At 66.5% G+C, this 21,773-nt stretch carries 19 protein-coding genes and 2 tRNA genes; 6 read left to right on the plus strand and 15 right to left on the minus strand.

Annotated elements, in window-relative coordinates; all coding sequences use genetic code 11:
* Positions 1-103: 103 nt before the first annotated feature.
* The 13 genes from ACX40P_RS07625 to ACX40P_RS07685 all read right to left on the minus strand — a co-directional run bounded on the left by ACX40P_RS07625 (position 104) and on the right by ACX40P_RS07685 (position 14,180).
* Positions 104-1,003, minus strand: a complete 900-nt coding sequence (locus ACX40P_RS07625) for a major capsid protein (protein ID WP_459125716.1) — start codon at positions 1,001-1,003, stop codon at positions 104-106.
* A gap of 24 nt (positions 1,004-1,027) precedes the next feature.
* Complete coding sequence (locus tag ACX40P_RS07630) at positions 1,028-1,333, minus strand: hypothetical protein (RefSeq protein ID WP_459125717.1); 306 nt, start codon at positions 1,331-1,333, stop codon at positions 1,028-1,030.
* Positions 1,334-1,341: 8 nt separating this feature from the next.
* Entirely contained in the window at positions 1,342-2,460 is a 1,119-nt protein-coding gene (locus tag ACX40P_RS07635) for a hypothetical protein (RefSeq protein WP_459125718.1), read from the minus strand.
* Positions 2,461-2,706: 246 nt separating this feature from the next.
* Positions 2,707-4,389 (minus strand): terminase large subunit domain-containing protein, encoded by a 1,683-nt coding sequence (locus ACX40P_RS07640; protein ID WP_459125719.1) that lies wholly within the window; start codon positions 4,387-4,389, stop codon positions 2,707-2,709.
* Between the two features lie 766 nt (positions 4,390-5,155).
* Positions 5,156-6,895: a tyrosine-type recombinase/integrase gene (locus tag ACX40P_RS07645; RefSeq protein ID WP_459125720.1), complete on the minus strand. Its 1,740-nt coding sequence runs from the start codon at positions 6,893-6,895 to the stop codon at positions 5,156-5,158.
* A gap of 263 nt (positions 6,896-7,158) precedes the next feature.
* Positions 7,159-7,234: transfer RNA gene (locus ACX40P_RS07650), tRNA-Ile, on the minus strand.
* Positions 7,235-7,281: 47 nt separating this feature from the next.
* Positions 7,282-8,034, minus strand: a complete 753-nt coding sequence (locus tag ACX40P_RS07655) for a phosphoadenylyl-sulfate reductase (RefSeq protein ID WP_459125721.1) — start codon at positions 8,032-8,034, stop codon at positions 7,282-7,284.
* Positions 8,027-8,455: a DUF934 domain-containing protein gene (locus ACX40P_RS07660; RefSeq protein WP_459125722.1), complete on the minus strand. Its 429-nt coding sequence runs from the start codon at positions 8,453-8,455 to the stop codon at positions 8,027-8,029. Before ACX40P_RS07660 ends, ACX40P_RS07655 begins: the two co-directional genes overlap by 8 nt.
* On the minus strand, positions 8,448-10,079 hold the full coding sequence (locus ACX40P_RS07665) for a nitrite/sulfite reductase (RefSeq protein ID WP_459125723.1): 1,632 nt from the start codon (positions 10,077-10,079) through the stop codon (positions 8,448-8,450). The genes ACX40P_RS07660 and ACX40P_RS07665 overlap by 8 nt, the downstream gene beginning before the upstream one ends.
* A gap of 87 nt (positions 10,080-10,166) precedes the next feature.
* Positions 10,167-10,463 carry a DUF2849 domain-containing protein gene (locus ACX40P_RS07670; protein WP_459125724.1) on the minus strand — a complete coding sequence of 99 codons (297 nt, stop codon included), beginning with the start codon at positions 10,461-10,463 and terminating at the stop codon, positions 10,167-10,169.
* On the minus strand, positions 10,460-11,248 hold the full coding sequence (gene cobA / locus ACX40P_RS07675; protein ID WP_459125725.1) for a uroporphyrinogen-III C-methyltransferase: 789 nt from the start codon (positions 11,246-11,248) through the stop codon (positions 10,460-10,462). The genes ACX40P_RS07670 and cobA overlap by 4 nt, the downstream gene beginning before the upstream one ends.
* A gap of 95 nt (positions 11,249-11,343) precedes the next feature.
* Positions 11,344-12,771 (minus strand): succinylglutamate-semialdehyde dehydrogenase, encoded by a 1,428-nt coding sequence (gene astD, locus ACX40P_RS07680; RefSeq protein ID WP_459125726.1) that lies wholly within the window; start codon positions 12,769-12,771, stop codon positions 11,344-11,346.
* Between the two features lie 41 nt (positions 12,772-12,812).
* On the minus strand, positions 12,813-14,180 hold the full coding sequence (locus ACX40P_RS07685) for a protein adenylyltransferase SelO family protein (protein ID WP_459125727.1): 1,368 nt from the start codon (positions 14,178-14,180) through the stop codon (positions 12,813-12,815).
* Between the two features lie 18 nt (positions 14,181-14,198).
* Here ACX40P_RS07685 and ACX40P_RS07690 point away from each other — a divergent pair, with 18 nt between their 5' ends.
* From ACX40P_RS07690 to ACX40P_RS07710, 5 genes are all read left to right on the plus strand, one after another.
* Positions 14,199-15,095, plus strand: a complete 897-nt coding sequence (locus tag ACX40P_RS07690) for an alpha/beta fold hydrolase (protein WP_459125728.1) — start codon at positions 14,199-14,201, stop codon at positions 15,093-15,095.
* A gap of 34 nt (positions 15,096-15,129) precedes the next feature.
* Entirely contained in the window at positions 15,130-15,885 is a 756-nt protein-coding gene (locus ACX40P_RS07695; RefSeq protein WP_459125729.1) for an SDR family oxidoreductase, read from the plus strand.
* Complete coding sequence (locus tag ACX40P_RS07700; RefSeq protein WP_459125730.1) at positions 15,882-17,000, plus strand: glycoside hydrolase family 130 protein; 1,119 nt, start codon at positions 15,882-15,884, stop codon at positions 16,998-17,000. The genes ACX40P_RS07695 and ACX40P_RS07700 overlap by 4 nt, the downstream gene beginning before the upstream one ends.
* Before the next feature lie 10 nt (positions 17,001-17,010).
* A complete protein-coding gene (locus ACX40P_RS07705; protein WP_459126036.1) occupies positions 17,011-17,502 on the plus strand; it encodes a 2'-5' RNA ligase family protein in 492 nt (163 codons plus the stop codon).
* A 45-nt stretch (positions 17,503-17,547) separates the two neighbouring features.
* Positions 17,548-17,624, plus strand: a tRNA-Met gene (locus ACX40P_RS07710).
* Between the two features lie 14 nt (positions 17,625-17,638).
* Here ACX40P_RS07710 and ACX40P_RS07715 read toward each other — a convergent pair.
* Entirely contained in the window at positions 17,639-20,485 is a 2,847-nt protein-coding gene (locus ACX40P_RS07715; RefSeq protein WP_459125731.1) for a M16 family metallopeptidase, read from the minus strand.
* 126 nt (positions 20,486-20,611) lie between these two features.
* Here ACX40P_RS07715 and ACX40P_RS07720 point away from each other — a divergent pair, with 126 nt between their 5' ends.
* Positions 20,612-21,394 (plus strand): enoyl-CoA hydratase-related protein, encoded by a 783-nt coding sequence (locus ACX40P_RS07720; RefSeq protein WP_459125732.1) that lies wholly within the window; start codon positions 20,612-20,614, stop codon positions 21,392-21,394.
* Positions 21,395-21,490: 96 nt separating this feature from the next.
* Here ACX40P_RS07720 and ACX40P_RS07725 read toward each other — a convergent pair whose 3' ends face one another.
* Positions 21,491-21,769, minus strand: a complete 279-nt coding sequence (locus ACX40P_RS07725) for a phosphopantetheine-binding protein (RefSeq protein ID WP_459126037.1) — start codon at positions 21,767-21,769, stop codon at positions 21,491-21,493.
* Positions 21,770-21,773: the final 4 nt, after the last annotated feature.

Here is a 21,773-nt window from a genome sequence, read left to right on the forward strand (position 1 = left end):
GGTGGTGGCACCCGGCTCCTTTCCCACTCCGAGTGCGCGCGGCGGGCAACCTTTCCAGCGCAGCGGATAGTGTGGGTGGCTTCGTTCGCCCGCCGGGGTTAGCTTATGCGGCCTTGACGCCTTTGAGGCGCGCAGCGGCCTTCGGGTGCTTGATGACAAAGCCCGAATACCATTCGGTGCGAGTGCGTAGCGCCGGCTTGTCGTCGACCTCGCCGAGGTCGCGCGCCTCGATCGGCTTCGTCTGGATGCCGTGGAGCGTGTCAGCGCCAAATCGGACGGCGTAGATGCTGGTCGTCGCGTTCGCGGTGCCCTGCGTCTCGTCGAACGCGAGGATGTCGGCGCCGGTCTCGTCTTCCTCGATCAGGCCAAACGGCACGCCGGCATAGCCGTCCAGTTCACGGCCGAGCTGGTCCGTGGAAATGGTGAGCGCGTTCACCGAGCGTGCGAGCTGGCGAGCCTTACGCCGCACTGCCTTGTTCATCAGCAACAGCGACGGCGTTCCTCGCACCGCGTCGACCAGCTCGTCCAGCATCTCCAGCGTGAGCACGTTTCCGTTCGTGCCGGCGGTCAGGAGCTGCTCGCCTGTCAAACGCCGGTTCAGTCCGTCGAAGGCCTTCGGGTTGGCGGACGTGTCGCCGTCGAAGAAGGTGCGCAGCCAAGTCAGCGTTGCAGCCTTCGCCTTCAATGCGTCGTGAATGGCGCGGGTATCGTTGTCGCCGGTCTGCATTGCGATCTGTGCAATGTCGAAGTCGCTGTCGCCGCCAAGGATCGTCAGCGTCTCCGTCAGAGGGTTCACTACGCCGGTGGATTCAGCGTAGCCTTCGTTGAAGCCACGAAACGCCACGCCGGGGAGCGACTGCTCGCGATTGTAGGTGTAGGCGTTGCCGGCGATATTGATGAACGGCAGCGCGGCGAGCACTGGGTTCTCCGTTGCGAAAATCTCCACTATGCCGGACGTCAGCTGATCGGGGTTAAGCTTCGCCCATTCGGTAATCGTCAACACTTACAGGTATCCTCTCTTATTTTGTTACTTGCGATATCCGCCGGCCATGCGGGCAAACACCGGCAGGGAGGCAGGATCGGGGGTGGTCGGCGTAATCGCCGGTTTGCCGCTGTCGGTGGCGGGGACTGCCGGCTTTGTGTCGAACACGCCGGTCGCCTTGGCGGTGTGGAACCATGCGAGCTGGTCGGCGGGCGTCAGGCTGGCAGGAATCAGGCCGCGTAGGTTTTCAGGCACGCCGGCAAGCACGGTGCTGGCGGTGTCGGCGAGCTGTGCCTTGAGGGCAGCAAGCTCTGCGACGGCGGGGTCGGGGTTCGGGGTGTCGTTTTCCATGTCGATTCCTACAGAGGCAGCGCCAGCGCGGCGGACTCGTCGCGTCGGGATTGAAGTTCGCGCATCGCGGCAGCGCGGTCGGGGAAGCCATCGGGATTCAGCGCCATTAGGGCGTCAGCCGGCGACCAAAGGCCCAGGTCGATCTTGTCGCGCGTGTTGGCGAGCTGTTCGGCTTCGGTGAGGCTGTCTTGCAGTTCCGCGAAGTCCACGGCGATCATGGCGTCGTCAGGAATGGTGCCGGGGCGATGCGTGTTCACAACAGCCTTGAGCACTGCGAACAAGCGAGCTTCGGCGATGCGCCATTGCGCGATGTCGTCTAGCCGTTCCTCACGGAGTTCGATGCGCCCCGCGTGCTTCGCGCTACCGGACTCGGCGACCTTAGACAGGTCGAACACGTCGCTGCCGACGCCGTGCGTGGCGGCAGTCTGGCGCAACACGAACTCGATCGCCGACAAAATCGAAGCAATCGGCGAGTTGGGACTGGCGAAGCCGAACTGCCCGCCTTGGGGCAGCGCGATTGCGCGGTCGGGGCCGAATTGTAGCACCTCGTTCGCGCTGATGCCGGATGCCCACGCTTGCCCATGACTTTGTTGCTCGACTGAACGCCAAAGCGAGGCGAGCGCGACGTTCACGGCGTCTTGCGACTCCATGAGGTCGTTACCGCCGGGGAGGAAAAACTGGTCGTCTGGTAATCGGTCGAACAGCGGCACGAACGGCAGCACGCCATAGGGGTTGGCGTCGCCGGGATTGCCTTCGATTCGGCGAGGCACGCCGCGATAGTTCAGATGCCGGAAGCCGGTGGTAGTCCAATCGGAATAGGTCACATCTTCGGCGCGGGTCGCACCGTGCGTGATGATGATGCGTTCCGGGTTCTCCGGGTCGGTGTAGAGCACGTCCAGCACGTTCGGCGTGATGACGTTCAGCGTCGGCGTGCCCGTCGCCTCGTTGAAACCGACCTGTAGAAGGCCGGTTTTGCAAAGCTTCACATAGCGTGAAGCCTTCTTGAGCACCGCGTCGGCGTTCATCGCACGATAGAGCGCGTCCATCTTTGCTTGATCGACGCCCGTGAACACGCGGCGAGGCTGGATGCGGTAAGTGTTGGCGCGGCGGTTAGTGATCGCGCGCACGACGTTGATGCTGAAAAGCCGGAACTGGTCGGGGCGTGCCCACCGACGCGCGATTAGCTTGAGCGTCTCTTGCGACTGCTCATCCCAATAATAGCGAAGACGAAGCGCACAATCTTCCTTACGGTCACGTGATGCAGATGCTATCCGAACGGTATCAGTTGCGAATAGCACTTGACGAACTAAGCTCCAAACAGTCGAAAGTGGTAGCAGTATAGCGCAATACTGCATGCGAGTCACGATATCTATTCATCGTGGCACCGTATGTGCGCCGATATTTTTCATTTTCATTGTCGCAAAGACTTCGAAGGCGACGGCGTCGACTGGTTTGCGAGCGCGATAGGCTTCGAATAGGCGTGAGGCTTCGCGCATCGATCGACACTCACGCGCACACATCGGCACATGAGCACCACCGTTCAGGACGCAGGCGACGACTGCGGGACCGCGTCCGTTGCAGTGGATGCCCTCCAGCTCATATGGATTCAGCGAGACATGCCGCAGCGAGTGCGCGGCCCATGCCAGCGCATGCACAAAGTCGTCGTGAGCGCCGCGCGGGTGCGTGAATTTGGGAACGGCAGCTTCGCCATCGGTTGCCTTGCCGTCCGCATGCACCTCGAACACGGCGAGTTCGGCGAGTAGGTCTTTGAAGGCAGGATGGATGTGGAGGCGCTGTTCGGCGGCAGCCTGATACAGTCCCATAAACGCTTGATACTTCGACTTGCGCGACGGGTGGATCACCTCAACGCCGGAGCTGTAGGGCTGCGTCGCAGCCCAATCCGCCACGTCCTGTGCCCCGTAGGATTCCAGCGTTGCGCGGCTCATGCCATAGCCCCGATGGTAACCGTCAAGCCGGCTCTTGATGCCGCCAAGCCGGCCAAGGAACACGCTGTCGGCGTCCAGCACGAATAGGTGTTCCTCATCGTCCAGCACGATCTTAGCGACGCAGGCGGTCACGGTGCGATCGCCGTGGCGCGATCCGCCGAACGCCCGGTCCAAGCCACCGCCGACGATGTAGGCGGACGCGGCGGCAAGCGCCTTCACGTCCAGCGGATATTCGTGCGTGCATGCTGCCAGCACATCGGCGGGGAACAAGGCGCTGGTCGCATCGCCCCAGCGGTTCAGGTGGTACAGCGCGAACTCATGCGGGAGCATCTGGCGTGACAGCGACCGGAGCTTGCTTTCGCTAATCCACGGCGGTGCGTTCCGGCATGCGTCTTCAAGGTCGGCGTAAGCGATGTGGCTGAACGCGATTGACGTATCTGGGTCGGTTGGATGGTTCGCGGCCTGATACAGCTCAAAGAGCTTGTTCGACTTCGGGGAGACGGTGCTGTCGATCAGCATGAGGGAGCCGGCGGTGTCTAGCAGCGATCCGGCGAGCGCCGCGAATACCTCATCGCCGCGCGGCGCGGCGTGAAGCTCCGATACCTGGGCACATGACAGCTTTTTGCCCCACAGCGCGGCAGGGTTGGCGCTGAACGCCTGAATGGTCGAGCCGGCGGTTGGGAACTCGATGCGGTCGCTAAGCACGTTGATGGTGCCCGCCGCGACCAACCGCTTGAGCATCGGAGTTTGCTCGAAAGCCTCGCGGATCGACCGGAACGCCGTATCGACCACCTGCTTTTCGCTGTTCGCGACAACAGCGACGGTTTCGGTCTGCCGAGTAAGGAACCGCCAAACGATAATCATGGCGGATGTGACGGACTTGCCGTGTCGGCGGGGCCAGCAAAAACACGTGACTGACACGTCCTTGCCGTCGAGTGCCTTTGCGATCTCAGCGGCTTCGCGAGGGCCGGGAACGAACGGTGTGAACCCGCCGGTGCTCGACCGAACGCGGGGCTGCACGTCATCCAAGAATTTGACGAAGCCCGCGCTGCCGGAACGCCATGAGGCGATCGACGCGGTGAGGCTGGACGTGGGGGAGGGGGTGGACAACGATGGAAACTCAGGACTGTTAGGATGCCGCGTATTCGCGGGATCAGCCTTGTGACGCTCGACTTGAGCGGCCCTGTTTGGGCGGGGACCGCTCGCGGTCCTGAGGATTTGCAACGCCTAGTGCCGCTTCGCGGCTAGTGGCCCATCGGTTTTAGAGTGGCCGCGGTCTAAGTCTTCGCGCCGGACTTCCTCAGGTGGTTGAGCACACCGGGATGCTGGAGTGCTTTAGCCTCGCACTCCGAGAGGGTTTCGTCGGGATCATTCCAACGCCGAGCATGATACCCGATTTCGCGTTCGATGGGAATAGGTTTGTTGCATGCCGGACACACGCCACGCCGATGGCTGCGGCTTCGGCTTGATACGCATTCAGTTGCAAATCGAAACTTTTGACAAAAAGAGCGACGTGAAAACGTCGCTCCTTTTCTTCGAACGAAGTGAGAAGAAAAACGAATCTTAGAATTATGAATCTTAGAATATTAGTTATTTGTTTTTTTATGGATGCGCGCCCGCGAGCGAGCACGCGCTACGCGTGCGCATAATGCGCGTACGTGTACACGCGTACGCGCGCTAGGGGGTTCGACGTGGGTCACGAACTCCCGGCGGGCAACTTGGTCGGACGCACGATTTCGCGCCCCGCATCGGTCGCGGCGTGTGGTATGTCGGCAACATGTGTGACGCAATAGGCTCTATTTCCGCCGAGGACGGGCCATGCAGCGGTTTTTCGTAGACTTGTGGCCACGGACAGCCAAATTCATAAAAAGCCGCTCTATGGGCTTTTATGGGCGTTATTCAGTGGCATAAAATCTACGCCATCGAACCGCACCTGTTCGATCACCGGCGCGAGGAAACGCACTGTGCCCTGACGCACCGCGCCATAACCAGCGGTCGTGCTTTTCTGGTCGTGCCCCAGCGCGACGGCGATCTGGTCATCGACAAGCCCCACCTCAACACGAAGCCGGTCTGCCAGTTCATGCCGGAAGCTATGCGCACCTAAGCCATCGGCACCGGCCTTCACGCCGACGCGCGTTAGGTAGTCGCGCCAGAACGCCGAAGGCTCCGCGCCTAGCTGATCACGATCATTTGCCACCAGCTCAGGGAACAGACGGCTGTCGCCCTCAGCGGCGCGGCGTTGTTCCACGAAAGCGACGAACCCAAGCTCCACCAGCTTTGCGTGCGCCACCGACGCCCGCGATTGCCCCGCCTTCGTCGTTTGTCCCTTCTCCGGGGCGTGCTGAATATCGATGATCCACGCGCCGCTCTCATGCTGCGACACGTCTTCGGCGCGGAGCTGTGCCGCCTCGCCTACGCGCATGCCGGTGAATAGGCACAGCAAAGGAATCCAGTATCGCCAGTCGTTCGCGCGAACCTCGCCGGGGCGGTGCTCTTTGCCGTCCGCCTCAAACCCGGTGAACAGGGGCGATGTCAGCACCTTGTTCAGGCGATCGGTGCCGAGGGGCGGGCGCGGGTTCTTGCCCCGCACCTTATCGTGAAACAGGCCGGCGCATGGGTTCGACAAGTCCCATCGTTCCTTGATGAGCCACGCGAACAGCGGCGATATGGTGGAAAGGTGCTTGTTGACGGTCGTCAGCGCGGTGCGCTGCATCTCGGAAGCACGGGCCTTCGCTGCCGCCTCCCGCATCGACAAGCCACGCATATCGGCGCGGTCGCGCCATTTGGGCGGTAGCCGGCGCAATGTGTCGCGGTACTCGCGGACGTGCTCCGGTTTGATCGATGCGACCGCCCGATCGACGCCGACGAACGCCGCGAACTGCTCGATCACCTTGCGGTCCTGCTTGAGCGTATCGTCGCGCTTGCGGCCTTCGGCGAGACGCTGTTCGGCATAGCGGTCGAACAGGTCTAGCAATGCCTCGCCAGCTTTAGCCTTATCGGCTTGCCGTTGACGCTCATCGCGAATGAGCGCGCTTCTAGGCTCCGCGTTTAGCTCGCCAGAGTATCGGCGTTGATGAACCGACAGCGCCTCGATAGCGCTTTCCGCCAGCCCGGCGACCAGCGCCTCGTATTCCGAACTACCCTCCACAATCGGCAGCGAGCGGGCCGCAATCATGCGATCTGCCATGGCCCGGAACGTCGCGTCGTCGCCATCGGCATGCCGGCGGGTCAAGCGGCGAAGGTCCATTGCCCGCTTCGTCATTTCGGCGTCCTGTGCGGCATCGTCTGCCGGAAGGGCACGCCGCTGGCTTTCAAGTTGCTGCAACAGAGCCTCATGCTGGCCAAGCACCAGTGCTGGCACTGTCACGTCGTGGCGAGGCGATGCTTGTCGCGCGGGCATCGCCGCAAACGTCTCACCTCGCGCTGTTGCCCATTCTCGCTTCCAGTCGTCCAGCACAGCCAGGGCACGGTCAGAAGCGATGCGGCGATCGGTCGTGCCCATCGACTTGACTCGTTCCTTGGGCTTCCCGGGGGCGTGGAGGGCTCGCGGGATCGGCACGCGAAGCTGCCAAGTGCCACGTTTGCCGCGCTGGACAAGGTAGGTTGCGAGAGACATGAAAAGCGGATTCTCCGTGCAGGTGCTGTAGCAACTCGTAGCACGGGTGCTGTAGCAAGTGGAGTCTTAAACCCGCAGAAAACCGCGACTCGTGGTCAGTCCTATGTCACGAGAAGGTAGATATTCCCATCCTGTCTCCCCGACCATTTTTTTCAGCCATTTTCGATGATATCGCGAAAGCCGGTTTACGCCGCGGCGAAGCCGCGTCGTCGGACGGCGCTTTGCGCCGCCGGCCGCGTGACCGTGTGCTTGCACGGTCACGCTGGTGGGCCCGGCAGGATTCGAACCCGCGACCTAGCCGTTATGAGCGGCCAGCTCTAACCGCTGAGCTACAGGCCCACAGCGCGGGTCCGCGATTAGGCGGCGGCCCGGCGCGGTGCAAGCATCTAGAACGCCGGATCGTCGACGGGCGAGTGGATGCCGCATTCCGTCTTGTCCCACCCGCGCCAGCGGCCCGAGCGGGGGTCTTCGCCGGGCGCCACCTTGCTCGTGCACGGCGCGCAGCCGATCGAGGCGTAGCCCTCAGCCTCCAGCGGGTGGCGAGGCAAATCGCGGCGGGCGAAATGCGCCTGGATGTCGTCGCGCGTCCATGTCGCCAGCGGGTTCACCTTCAGCAGATCGCCGTCCAGCTCGAAGCGGGGGAGGGCGGCACGCGTGCTCGCCTGAAACGCCTTGCGCCCGGTGATGCTCGCGTCGAACCCGGTCATCGCGCGCTCGAGCGGGCGGACCTTGCGCAGGTCGCAGCAGCCATCGGGATCGTAGGACCAGCGCAGGCCGGCCTCATCGCGCGCTGCCAGTTCGTTCGCATCCGGCGTCAGCACGCGCAGGTCGCTCAGCCCCAGCCGCTCGGCCAGCACGTCGCGATACGCGATCGTCTCGGCGAAATGTTTGCCGGTATCGAGGAAGAACACCGGCACCGATGGATCGACCGCTGCGACCAGGTCGAGCAGCACCGCCGATTCCGCCCCGAACGACGACACGAGGCCGACCTCGCCCAGCAACCGCTCGCGCAACAGCGTCGCGAGCATCGTCGGCGCATCCGCCCCGGCGAAGCGCCGCTCCAGCCGCGCGACATCGTCCGCGCTCCAGCGGGGTGCCAGGTCGATCGTATCGACGATCCGCCGCACCGCCTCACCCATGTCGCAGCTTCCACACCGGCACATGGCCGTCGGCCGCGCGCTGGTACACGTCGTCATGTCGCGCCAGCGCTGCCGCCAGCACGCCCGCATCGATCGGCGCCTGCGGCGCGAAGCTGTCGAAGCCGCAGCGGCGCATCAACGGCACTTGATCGACCAGCACGTCACCCTGCGCACGCAGCTCGCCGGTGTAGCCCGCCTCGCGCAGGATGCGCGCCGCCGAATAGCCGCGCCCGTCGCGGAACGTCGGAAACGCGATCTCGACGAGCGTCAGCCGCGACAGATGCGGCAGCAGCGCGCGCGCATCCTCGCCCGCCTCCAGCCGCACCGCATGCGCATCCGCCTGGTCGAGGAACCCGTCCAGCGTCACCGCCGGCTCTTCCAGCGTCGCATCGTCGCGAAAGGCGAGGGGGGCATCAACCATAGATCGCGTCCTTGAACGGCGTCATGCCGAGGCGGCGATAGGTGTCGAGGAAGCGTTCGCCGTCGGTCCGCTCGGCGAGGTAGAGGTCGGTGACCTTCTCGATCGCATCGACCACGCCGTCCTCGTCGAAGCCGGGGCCGGTGATCTTCGCGAGGCTGACGTCCTCCGCGCCCGAACCACCGAGCAGCAGCTGGTAATTTTCGACGCCCTTCTTGTCGACGCCGAGGATGCCGATGTGTCCGGCGTGGTGATGGCCGCACGCGTTGATACACCCCGAAATCTTGAGCTTCAGTTCGCCAAGCTCCCGCTCGCGTCCACCCTGTGCGAAGCGTGTCGCGATCTTCTGCGCGACCGGGATCGACCGCGCGTTGGCTAAGCTGCAATAATCGAGCCCCGGACATGCAATGATGTCGCTGATGAGGTCGAGGTTGGCATCCGCCAGCTCGCCCTCGCGCAGGGCCGTCCACACCGCGTGCAGGTCGCGGATCGCCACATGCGGCAGGACGATGTTCTGCGCATGCGTGACGCGCAGTTCGTCGAACGAGTAGCGTTCGGCGAGGTCCGCGATCAGGTCGATCTGATCGGCCGACGCATCGCCCGGAATGCCTCCGATCGGCTTCAGGCTGACCGTCACGATGGCGTATCCCGGCTGCTTGTGCGGCGCGACATTCTGGTCGAGCCACACGGCGAAGTCGGGATCGCTGCGGTCGGCTGTGTCGGTCAGGCCGGTCTCGAACGGCGGCGCGGCGAACATCGCGCTGATCCGCGCCAGCTCGGCGGCGGGCGGATCGAGCCCCAGCGCCTTCACCGCGACATGCTCATCGGCCACCTGCCGCGCATATTCCTCTGCGCCCAGGTCGTGGATCAGGATCTTGATCCGCGCCTTGTAGATGTTGTCGCGCCGCCCGTGACGATTGTACACGCGCAGGCAGGCTTCCAAATAGGACAGCAGGTCGGCGGCGGGCACGAAGTCGCTGATCTGCGCCGCGATCATCGGCGTACGGCCCATGCCGCCGCCGACGAACACGCGCGCGCCGATCGCGCCATCCCGCTCGACCAGCTGGATGCCGATATCGTGCAGCCGCATCGCCGCGCGGTCGCTGTCGCTGGCGATCACCGCGATCTTGAACTTGCGGGGGAGGTAGGTGAATTCGGGGTGGAAGGTCGACCACTGCCGGATCAGCTCCGCCCAGGGGCGCGGGTCGGTCACCTCGTCGGCGGCGGCGCCGGCGAACTGATCCGAACTGATGTTGCGGATGCAGTTGCCGCTGGTCTGGATGGCATGCATCTCCACCGTCGCCAGCTCGGCCAGGATGTCGGGGGCGTCCTCCAGCTTGATCCAGTTGTACTGAAGGTTCTGCCGCGTCGTGAAATGCCCATATCCGCGGTCGTACTTGCGCGCGATATGCCCAAGCATCCGCATCTGCCGCCCGTCGAGCGTGCCGTACGGCACCGCGACGCGCAGCATGTACGCGTGGAGCTGCAGATAGAGCCCGTTCATCAGCCGAAGCGGCTTGAACTGATCCTCGCTCAGCGCCCCCGACAGGCGCCGCTCCACCTGATCGCGAAACTCGGCGACGCGCGTGTCGACGATGGCCTGATCGTATTGGTCGTATTTATACATGGTCTTCCTAAATCCTCCCCGACAGGGGGAGGAGAACCGCGACGCGGAGTTGCGTGGTGGAGGGGGCGAGCGGCAGAGAAATGCCGCTCATATCACCCAGTCTCCCGCTGCCGGATCGGCCGGCTTCAGCGTCAGGTCGGCGCGAATCGTCGGGCCCAGCGCGCGAATGCGGTCCTTGATATGGGCGGGGCGGGGGCCGTCCGGCGTCGCCGTCGCGTCGATGACATAGGGCACGTTGACGCGCCGCGCGCCTTCCTCGCTGCGCGCGATGCTCTCGCCGCCCTCATCGACGTCGACCGCGTCCTCGACGTGCCGGGACCAACCGTCGCCGGTCCACCACACCACGTCGCCGCTGGCGAGGTCGTTGCCCGTCAGCAGCTTCACGCCATCGCCTCCGCCTGCGCGGCCAGCGTGCCCAGCCGGTCCTCGGCATCGGCCAGCAGCACGACTTCGCCCACGACGATGATCGCCGGCGACCCGACCCGCTCGCGCGTCACCATGTCGCCGAGGTCCGCCAGCAGCGTGCGGAGCGCACGGTGGCCGCTCAGCGTCCCCTTCTCCAGCACCGCCACCGGCATGTCGGGCGCGACGCCGTCCGCCATCAGCTTGTCGGCGATGGCGGGGCAGGTGGCGACGCCCATGTAGATGACGAGCGTGCGGCCCTTGCCGGCGAGCCCGGACCAGTCCTGATCCTGCAAGCCCTTGCACTGTCCCGCGACGAAGCTGACCGCGCTCGACCAGTCGCGGTGCGTCAGCGGCAGCATTGCTTCGGCGGCACAGCCCAGCGCCGCCGACACGCCCGGGATCACCTCGACCGGCAGCCCGGCCGCACGCACCGCCTCGACCTCTTCGCCGCCACGTCCGAAGATGAACGGATCGCCGCCCTTCAGCCGCACGACGATCTGCCCCAGCCGGACATGCGCGACGATGAGCGCGTTGATGCCTTCCTGCGGCAGCGTATGCCGGTCGCGCTGCTTGGCGACCGAGATGCGGTGTGCCTCCGGCGGGGCGATATCCAGCACGCGAGGGTCGATCAGCCCGTCGTGGACGACGACGTCGGCCTGACGCAACGCCTCGACCGCGCGGACCGTCAGCAGACCGGGATCGCCCGGTCCCGCACCGACCAGGATGACGCGCCCGCGGGCGGTGGGATCGAGAAGGCTAGCCATGCTCCGTCAGATGGCCCGCGCTGGCGGATGCGGCAAACCAGCGATGCTTTGGCACGGGTAAGGAAAGTTTGTCGGGGACCGATGTCCGACCCCCCCTACCGATCCCCGACGATATCCCGCAACCCGATCCCGATCGCCCCGCGCGGCTGGTCCGCCTCGTTGCTGACGACCGGATAGGCGCAATAATCCGCTGCGTAATAGGCGCTCGGCCGGTGGTTGCCCGACCAGCCGATGCCGCCGAACGGTGCGCTGGACGACGCCCCGTTTGTCGGTCGGTTCCAGTTGACGATGCCGGCGCGGATCGTTGCCCAGAAGCGGTTGTAGAGCGCCGGATCCTGGCTGACGAGCGAGGCCGACAGGCCATAGCGGGTGTCGTTGGCGATCCCCATCGCCTCCTCGAAACTACCGGTACGATAGAGTTGCAGGATGGGGCCGAACAGCTCGATGTCGGGTCGCTCGCGCGCCTCGGTCATGTCCATGATCGCGGGCGTGAGGAACGGCCGATCCGCCTGCGGGCGCTCCAGATGGGTGAGCGGTCGCCCACCCATCGTCAGCAGCGCGAGAAAGCTTTCGCCCAGCATATCGGCTGTGTCGTTGTCGATCACCGGCCCCATGAATGGCTGCGGATCGTCGTGCGGCGCGCCGACGATGATGCGCGAGACGATCTTGCCGATCTCGTCCAGCAACGGGTCGGCCAGCCGCTCGTCGACGATCAGGCGTCGCGCGGCGGTGCAGCGCTGGCCCGCGCTCGTAAAGGCCGACTGCACCACCAGCACCGCGGCGGCGTGCAGGTCGGGCGTATCCCACACCACGATCGGGTTGTTGCCACCCATCTCCAGCGCCAGGATCTTCTCCGGTCGCTCGGCATAGAGGCGATTGAGCGCATGGCCGGTGCGCGCCGATCCGGTGAAGAGCAGCCCGTCGATGCCGTCGTGCGCGGCCAGCGCCTTGCCGGTTTCGGGCCCGCCCAGCACCAGCCGCACGCACCCCTCGGGCACCCCGGCGGCATGATAGCATTCGACCAGGAACGCGCCGGTCGCCGGCGTCTTTTCCGACGGCTTGAACAGCACCGCATTGCCCGCCAGCAGCGCGGGGACGATGTGGCCGTTGGGCAGGTGCGCGGGGAAGTTGTACGGCCCCAGCACTGCCAGCACGCCGTGCGGCTTATGGCGCAGCGCCATGCGCGTGTTCATAGGCGCTTCCGACCGGCGCTGTCCCGCTCGTTCCGACAGGGCGGAGACGGAGATGTCCACCTTGGCGACGACGGTGTCGACCTCGGTTCTGGCTTCCCACAGCGGCTTGCCGGTTTCGCGCGCGATCAGGTCGGCGAACGCTTCCGCCCGCTGGCGAACGACATTGGCGAAGCGGCGCAGCGTCTCGATGCGGTACGACACGGGCTGCGACGCCCAGCCGGCCCAGCTGTCGCGCGCCAGCGCGACCTCCGCGTCGACATCCGACGACACGCCGCGCCACAAAACCTCGCCCGTCGCGGGCTCGCTCGAAATGATGTCCTGCCCCGTCATCCCCGATCCCTGCCGAAAATCGTTAACCGTCACAAGGGGCGTCAGGCCAGCGCCGCGCCCATCGCCCGGATCGCCGCGACCTTGGCCTCCAGCGGCCCCCAGTCGTCACGTTCGTCGATCGCCGCCCAGATCGTCTCGACCTCGTCGATCAGCATCGAACAGGGCTCGCCCGACCAGTAGGGATCGTCGCGGTCGCGCCGCGCGGCGTAGGGCGTCAGCGCGGCGTCGAGCGCCGCATCGCCGGTCGGTTGTTTCCCGAACGCATTGAAGAACAACCGGTCGATCGACGGCGCGGCGCGCAGCGCGGCTTCCAGCGCCGCCACTGCCGCGCGATCCTCGTCCCCGCCGCGCGGCACGACGCCCAGTCGCCACAGCAGCGCCTCGGTCACCGCCGCCTGATAGCGCTCGGCATAGCTGTCCAGCACCGCGATCAGCGGTTCCGCCTCAACGAGCGCGCGCAGCGACACCGCCAACTGCATGACGTTCCAATGGATCGCCTCCGGCTGCCGCCCGAAAGCGTACAGCCCGCCGTGATCGAAATAGGCCGCAACGAACGACGCGTCCCAGTTCGGGACGAAACGCCACGGGCCATAGTCGAAACTCTCGCCCGTCACATTGATGTTGTCGGTGTTGAGCACGCCGTGCACGAACCCCGCCGCCATATAGCGGGCCGCCAGCACCGCCGCGCGTGACACGACGTTGTCGAGCAGCCGCACCGGATCGCCCGGCGCATCGCCGTGCAACTGCACCAGCACGTAATCGACCAGCCCCGCCATGGCGTCTGCATTGCGCAGGTAGGCGAGCCGCTGGAACGTCCCGATGCGAATATGCGAATGGCTCAGCCGCACCAGCACGGCGGAGCGGGTGGGGGAGGGCTCGTCGCCGCGCTCCAGCGCCTCGCCCGTCTCGATCAGCGAGAAAGTGCGCGAGGTCGGCACGTTCAGCGCCTGCAGCATCTCGGTCGCTAGTATCTCGCGCACGCCGCCCTTCAGCGTCAGCCGCCCGTCGCCGAAGCGGCTGTACGGCGTCTGCCCCGATCCCTTGGTACCGAGATCCATCAGCCGCCCGGCGCCATCGCGTCCCTGTGCGAACAGGAACCCGCGTCCGTCGCCGATGTCGGGGTTGTAGGTGCGGAACTGGTGCCCGTGATAGCGCAGCGCCAGCGGCTCGCTCAGGCTATCCGCCAGCGGCACGAACCGGCCGAAGTGCCGAACCCACGCCGCATCGTCCAATCCCGCCAGTCCGACCTCCGCCGCCGCGCGGTCGTTGCGGAAGCGCAGCCGCGTCTCGGGAAAGTTCGCTGCCGCGACCGGATCGTAGAAGCCATCGCCCAGCGACAGTATCGCGCGCTCCCCCGACCAGGCGGCGCGTGTCGGGGCGTTGCGATGTTCTTGAAGGATCGGGGTCATGCGGCGATATGGGTGGCGATGGCAGGTTCGCGCAATGCTTCGTTCGAAGACGGCTACTGGTGGTCGAACGACGGCCTGCGCCTGCACTACCGCGATTATGCGGGTGGTGCCGACGGGCGTCCGCCGATCCTGTGCCTGCCCGGCCTGACCCGCAACGCGCGCGATTTCGAAAGCGTGGCGGAGCGGCTCGCACCGGACTGGCGCGTCATCGCGCTCGATTTCCGCGGGCGGGGCGAGAGCGCCTATGCCGCCGATCCGATGAGCTATGTGCCGCTCACCTACATGCAGGATGTCGAACGGCTGTTCGACGAACTGAAGCTCAGCCGCGTCGTCGCCTTCGGCACCTCGCTCGGCGGCATCGTCACGATGCTGCTGGCGGGCACTGACGGCGGTCGGATCGCCGGCGCGCTGCTGAACGACGTCGGGCCGGAGCTCGACCCCGCCGGCCTTGCGCGTATCGGCAGCTATGTCGGGCGCAGCACATGGCACCCGACCTGGCTGCACGCCGCCCGCGCGCTGTGCGAGGGCAATCGCGACGTGTATCCCGCCTACACGCTGGAGGACTGGCTCGCGATGGCGAAGCGGCTCTACCGGCTCAATTCGGCGGGGCGGGTCGTGCTCGACTACGACATGAAGATCGCCGAGCCGTTCCGTGTGCCGGGCAATCAGAACGGCCCCGATATGTGGCGCGCGCTCGACGCGCTGGCTGGCAAGCCGGTGCTGGTGCTGCGCGGCGAGCGCTCCGACATCCTCGCCGAGCGGTCCGCGACGCGGATGGTGGAGCGGCTGGGCGAGCACGCCGAGTTGGTGACGATCGCGGGCGTCGGCCATGCGCCCACGCTGGAGGAGCCCGCGGCGACCGACGCCATCGACCGGCTGCTCGCGCAGATCGTCAGGGAACCCTCGCACGCCTGAAGCCTTTCCCCGGTACACCCCTGCGGGAGCCGCCATGACCGACGTTTCAGACGCCCACACTCAAATTCAAAGCCTGAAGGGACGCCGCGTCCTCGTGACCGGCGGCACCACCGGCATCGGCCGCGCCATCGCCGTGTTGCTGGCGTCGGAGGGTGCGCGACTCTTCGTCTGCGGCCGCGACGAAGCGCATCTCGGCGACGCGCTGGAGCGGATCAACGAGGTCGGCGAGGGGCAGGGCATCGCCATCGACCTGGCCGAGGACGGTGCGGTCGATCGCTTTTTCGACGCGGGCGCGCAGGCACTCGGCGGCGTCGATGTTGCCGTCATCAACGCCGCCGTCGCTGCCGAAGGGCTGACCGACATGACCGCCGACGAGGTCCGTTATGCGATCGCGACCGATTTCACCGCCTATCTGATGAGCGCCCACGCCGCGGTCGAAAAGCTGGGCGGGCAGGGCGACATCGTCCTGACCGGATCGATGAGCGCGCATGTGCTCGGACCCGGCTCGACCGTCTATGCCGGGATCAAGGCGGGCATCGCCGGCTTCGCCGAGGCGCTGCGTCGCGAACTGGGTCCGAAGGGCATTCGCGTCGCGCTGGTCGAACCCGGCAAGACCGGCGCCGACATGCAGTATCCGGACGTTCCCGCCGACAAGCAGCGCGAGATGATTCACGCGGAAACGATGCTGCGTGGCGAGGATATCGCGGTCGGCGTCCACTATATCCTCACCCAGCCGCGCCGGACCGTCGTGCAGCAACTGACGATCGTCCCGCGGGTGCTCGACGAATGAGCGATCGCATCGACCGGCTGGTCTTCACGCCGCAGGACGTCGACCTCACGCGCTCGCCCTTGCGCGGGCATTTCGATGCCGAAACCTATGTGCTCGGCGCCTTCAACCCCGGCATGACGCGATTGCCGAATGGCAATCTGCTCTTGATGGTGCGGGTGGCGGAGGCGCTGCGCACGCCGATCCACGACGGCCACATCCACGCGATCCGCTGGAGCGACGATGGCTACGTCCTCGACGCGTGGCCGCTCGAACATGTCGACACCAGCGATCCCCGCAAGTTCATGATGCGCGGCGGCGGGTGGAAGGTGATGGCGCTGACCTCGCTCAGTTGGCTGCTGCCGGTCGAGATGACGCCCGACGGCCTGTCGATCGTCGCGATCCACTACGACCGGGCGATCACGCCGCGCGCGCCCTATCAATGCTATGGCGTCGAGGATGCGCGGATCAGCCGAGTCGGCGACCGCTGGCTGATGACCACCTGTTCTGTCAGCCCGGAACGGCACTCGACCACGCTCTACACGTCCGACGATGCGATGGACTGGCGGCTGGAGGGCATCGTCCTCGATCACCAGAACAAGGACATGCTGATATTCGAAGGGCTGGTCGACGGCAAATACTGGGCGCAGACCCGGCCGCTCGGCGACCTCTACTTCGCCTATCCTCCCGGCAGCGAATGGCGCGCCGGGCCGTCGATCAATCTCGCGACCTCGCCCGACGCGCTCCACTGGAAGCCGCTCGACCGTCCCGGCATCCGCCCGCACGCCGCGACGCTTGCCACCGCGCGGATGGGTGGCGGTACGCCGCCGATCCTGACCGAACGCGGCTGGCTGACTCTGTGGCACGGGGTGGAGCCTTCGGGCGTGGTCGGCATCTATCGCACCTACTGGTCGATGCTCGACCGCGACGATCCGTCGAAGGTGGTGGCGACGCAGCACGTGCCGCTGCTGGAACCGGCACCGGCGCTGACCGAACCGCTGCGCGACCTGATGTACATCGACGACGTCGTCTTCACGACCGGCATCGTCGATGCGTGTACGCATTACATCGTCGCCAGCGGTGAAGGGGACCTGACATGCCGGATCACCCACATCGGCAAGGAGATGTTCCGTTTCTGATTCCGCGCCGATCATCGTCACCGCGACCTTCGGCCCGGCGGACGCGGCCGCGCTGGATGCCGAACGGCGCGAGCATTTCCCGCCCGAGCGCAACCAGCTCGCCGCGCATCTGACGATGTTCCACCACCTGCCGCCGGGCATCGCGGCGGAATTAAAGCAGCGGCTGTCGGCACTTACCCGTGGCATCGCGGCGCCGCAGGCGTGGCTGGCCGGCACGATCGAACTCGGGCGCGGCGTCGCCTATCGCATCGAATCGCCCGATCTGGTCGCGATCCGTGCCGAACTTGCCGATGTCTTCGCGCCGCTGCTGACCCCGCAGGACCGCGCCGGCTGGCGCCCGCACGTCACCATCCAGAACAAGGTCGAACCCGCCCAATCCCGCGCGCTAAAGGCGTCGATCGACGCGCGGTTCGGCCGCCGTCCGCTCGTCATCCGCGGGCTGGCGAGCTGGTGGTATCGTGGCGGGCCGTGGGAAGCGCTCTCCACCCACAACTTCGCTTGACCGCCCCGCGGTGCCGACCTATTGGGCGCGCCTTGCCGACGCCGGGGCGGAGTAGCTCAGTTGGTTAGAGCACGGGAATCATAATCCTGGGGTCGGGGGTTCAAGTCCCTCCTCCGCTACCACGGCGTCGGCGATTTCATTCGATCAGCCCCTTGGCGGGCACCGCCTTGCCGAGGCCGAGCGCGTCGAGCCGCCCCGCCTGGCTGGCGGCATCGCCGACGACGACATAGGTCATGCGGTTCGTCGGGAGATACTTCGCCGCCAGCGCGCGCACCTGTTCCACCGACATCGCGTCGACCACCGCCGCCTCGCGCGCCGGATAATCGACCGGCAGGCCATAGTCGCCGATCGTCGCCAGCATCGTCAGCTTGTCGTCGATCGTCTCGAACTGGAAGGCGCGGCTCTTCGTGAGATAGCTTTTCGTCACCGCCAGATCGTCGGCGGTGAAGCCGGTCGCATAGTCGGCGACGATCTTGCGCGCGAGCTGCGCCGCCTCAAGCGTCACGTTCGCTCGCACCGGGCTGACAAGCGACCAGCGTCCGCCGCTCTTCCACCCCTGCAACCGCGACTGCACGCCATAGGTGTACCCCTTACCCTCGCGCAGCTCCATCGTCAGCCGCGAGGCGAAGCCGCCGCCGCCCAGCGTGAAGTTCGACACGAACAGCGGGTAATAGTCCGGGTCATTCCGTGCTGGCCCCGGCGTCGAGAACAGCAACAGCGACTGTTTGGCGTCGGGGATGTCGTAGAAGAACAGCCGCGCCGCCGATTGCGGCGTTGCCCGCGGGGCGGGTGGCACGGTCGGCGCCGCTGTCGTCCACGCGCTCGCCAGCGGTGCGACCGCCGCCTCCACCTGCGCCCGCGTCACCGCACCCGCGACCCGGTAGCGCGCCGCGCGCGGCGACAGTCGCCCCTGCATCCGCTTCAGATCGTCCATCGTCAGCGCCGCGACCGATGCCTGCGTGCCGAGGATATCGCGAGTCCAGATCGCGCCCTTGTCGAAACTCACAACATCGGTCAGCCGCGCCGCGATCGCCTGCGGGTTCGACCGATTGTCGGCGATCTTCGCCGATACCGCCGCCTTGGTCAGCGCCAGCTCGGCGGCGTCCCAGCGCGGTTCCAGCAGCATTTCGCGCACCAGCGCCATCGTCGCGTCGTAGTTGCGCGCCAGCGTCAACCCGCTCAGCACGATCCGCTCGCGATCCGCCGTCGCCTCGACCCGAGCGCCGAGCGCCAGCAGCGCCGTCTCCAGCGCCGCCGCCGTGCGCTTCGCGGTGCCCCGCGTCATCATCCGCGCCAGCAGGTTCGCCGCGCCGGGCTTCGCCGGATCGTCGAGCAACTGCCCGCCGTCGAACGAGAAGGCGAAGGTCGCGACCGGCAGCTCCCGATCCTCGATCCCCGACAGTGAAAGGCCGTTCGCCGCACTGCCCTGCCACACCGCCGGCACCCGCACCGCGGGGGCGGGACCGGCGGGCGGCTCGACCTTGCGGTCGATCTTCGACGGCGTCGGCGTGAAGGCGGTGCGGCCGGCGGTCTGGTCCACGTCGGCTTCGGCGCCCTGCACGATCGGCTCGGTCACCGGCGTCACCATCGTCGCGCCGGTCAGCGCCAGCGCCGCGCGACCCTTCGGCACCGCGCTCATCGCCACGCTCGGCCGATTCAGCACGTAGCGGCGCAGCACCCGGTCGATATCGGCGGGCGTCAGCGCGCGCAGCCGCTTGAGATAGGTGTCGGCGAAATCCGGATCGCCCGTTTGCGCCTCGTACCGTGCGATCGTCGTCGCCTTGCTGTCGACATCGCGCAGCGCGGACAGCATCGCCAGCTCGCGCTGTGTCTTCACCCGCTCCAGCCGCGCCGCCGACACCGGCGTCCGCGCGAAATCGGTCAGCGTGGTGTCGATCGCGTCCTTCACCTGATCCAGTCGCACGCCAGCGAACGCGCGGGTCTGCAGTACGACCTCGCCCGCGATCTCGCTGTCCCAGCTGTACATGTCCACCCGGTCGGTCAGCTTGCGCTCGTCGACCAGCACCTTCGTCAGCGGCGCATCGCGCCCGTCGGTCAGCAGGTCGGACAGCGCCTCCAGCGCGACATAGTCGGGATTGCCGACCGGCACCGTCGGCCACGTGATCGTCAGCTGCGGCAGCTTGGCATAGCTGTCGACATAGGCGAGCGACTTCGCCGCGGAGAGCACCACCGGTCGGGCGACGGGGCGCGGCGCGACCGCTCCGCGCGGGATCTCGCCGAAATAGCGCGCGACCCATACCTTCGCCTGTGCGGGATCGAAGTCGCCGGCGATGGTCAGCGTCGAATTGTTCGGGGTGTACCAGCGGCGATAGAAGTCCTGCACGTCGGACAGCTGCGCCGCGTCGAGATCCTTCATCGATCCGATCACCATCCAGTTATACGGATGGTCCGCCGGATAAAGCGCACTGGCGATCAGTTCGCGCACATGGCCATAGGGCGCATTGTCGACGCTCTGCCGCTTCTCGTTCTTGACGACCTGCTTCTCCTTTTCGAGCACGGCCGGCGTCACCGTCTTGATGAAATAGCCGAGCTTGTCCGCCTCGGCCCAGATCATCTTCTCCAGCGCGTCGTTCGGCACCTCCTGATTATAGACGGTCCAGTCGCGGCTGGTGCTGCCGTTCGCGCCCGATCCACCGATCCGCGCCGACATCCGGTCAAGCCCGCCGGGGCCGAGATTTTCCGAATTGAGGAAGAACAGATGCTCGAACATATGCGCGAAGCCGGTTCGCCCCGCGACCTCGCGCGACGACCCGACATGCGCCGCCAGCACCACCGCCACGACCGGGTCCGACCGGTCGATGTGGAAGATGACCTTCAGGCCGTTGGGCAGCGTGTAGCTGGTGGTGGGCATCAGCCGCTGGGTCGCCGGGGCGGGCGTCGCCGGACGCCGCTGCGCCATCGCGGGAGATGTCAGCGCACTCGTCAGCGCGAGCAGGGTCAGCGTCGTCGGCCGGATACGCATCGCTCTTAGTCCCCCAGATCCCGTTCGCCGGAATAGTCCTCGTCGTGCGGACGTTCGTCAATGCCCGTGCTGGCGCCGCGTCCACCGCTGCCATAAGACGCTGGAAAGGACGCGACGGGAGAGACGATGACGTACGAATCCATCCGGAGCGATCGGCGCGGCGACGTGCTGGTCCTCACGCTGAACCGGCCCGATCGGCTCAACGCCATGCCGCCCGCCGGCTTCGGCGAGATCGCCGATGCGATCCGCAATCTGAACGGAGCCCGCGCGGTGCTGATCGCCGGGGAAGGGCGGGCGTTCTGCTCGGGCGCCGACGTCGCCTCCAGCGCGCTGGCTGCCGCCCAGTCGGCGCAGGCGACGCACGATGCGCTGACGAACCACTACAACCCCGCGATCGCCGCACTCGCCGACCTGCCCGTGCCGGTCGTCAGCGCGGTACGGGGGCCGGCGGCGGGCATAGGGTGCAGCCTCGCGCTCGTCGCCGACCTCTGCGTCGCCAGCGAGACCGCCTATTTCCTGCAGGCGTTCGTCAATATCGCCCTCGTGCCGGACGGCGGATCGAGCTGGCTGCTGCCCCGCCTGATCGGGCGCGCGCGAGCGACGGCGATGGTGATGCTGGGCGAACGCGTTCCCGCCGCACAGGCGCTAGACTGGGGCATGGTCCATCGGGTGGTGGCGGACGACGCTCTGGATGCCGAAGCCTTCGCGCTGGCCGAGCGTCTCGCCGCCGGACCGACGGCGGTACTGGGCCTGATGAAGCGCGGCATGGCCTACGCCGCCGACACGACGCTGGAGGCGGCACTGGCGCGCGAGGCGGACGATCAGCGCGCGGCGCGGGGGACGGCGGACTCCGCCGAGGGCGGTCGGGCGTTCATGGAGAAGCGCCGGCCCGCGTTCGAAGGGCGTTAACGCCAGCCCCGTCCTCCGTTCGTGCCGAGCGAAGTCGAAGCACCTCCGTGGGAGCCTTCGACTTCGCTCAGGCCGAACGGGGTGTTTATTCCACCCTCAAACCAGCGCCTTGCGCACCGCAAAGCCGGTCAGCGATCCGAACGTCTCCAGCGTATCGCCGTCGATATCGTCGTCGTCGATGATGATGCCGAGGCGATCCTCGAGCTCGGTCAGCACGCCCGCGACCGCCATCGAATCGAGTTCGGGCAGCGCACCGAACAGCGGCGTCTCGTCGCGAAAGGCGGCGGCGCGATCCGCGTCGATGCCTAGGACGTCGCGCAGAACGGCACGAACGGTCTCGATGATTTCAGGCGCACCATCGACCAGCACGTCCATCCCC

It is taken from the genome of Sphingomonas sp. RS2018, assembly GCF_054489605.1.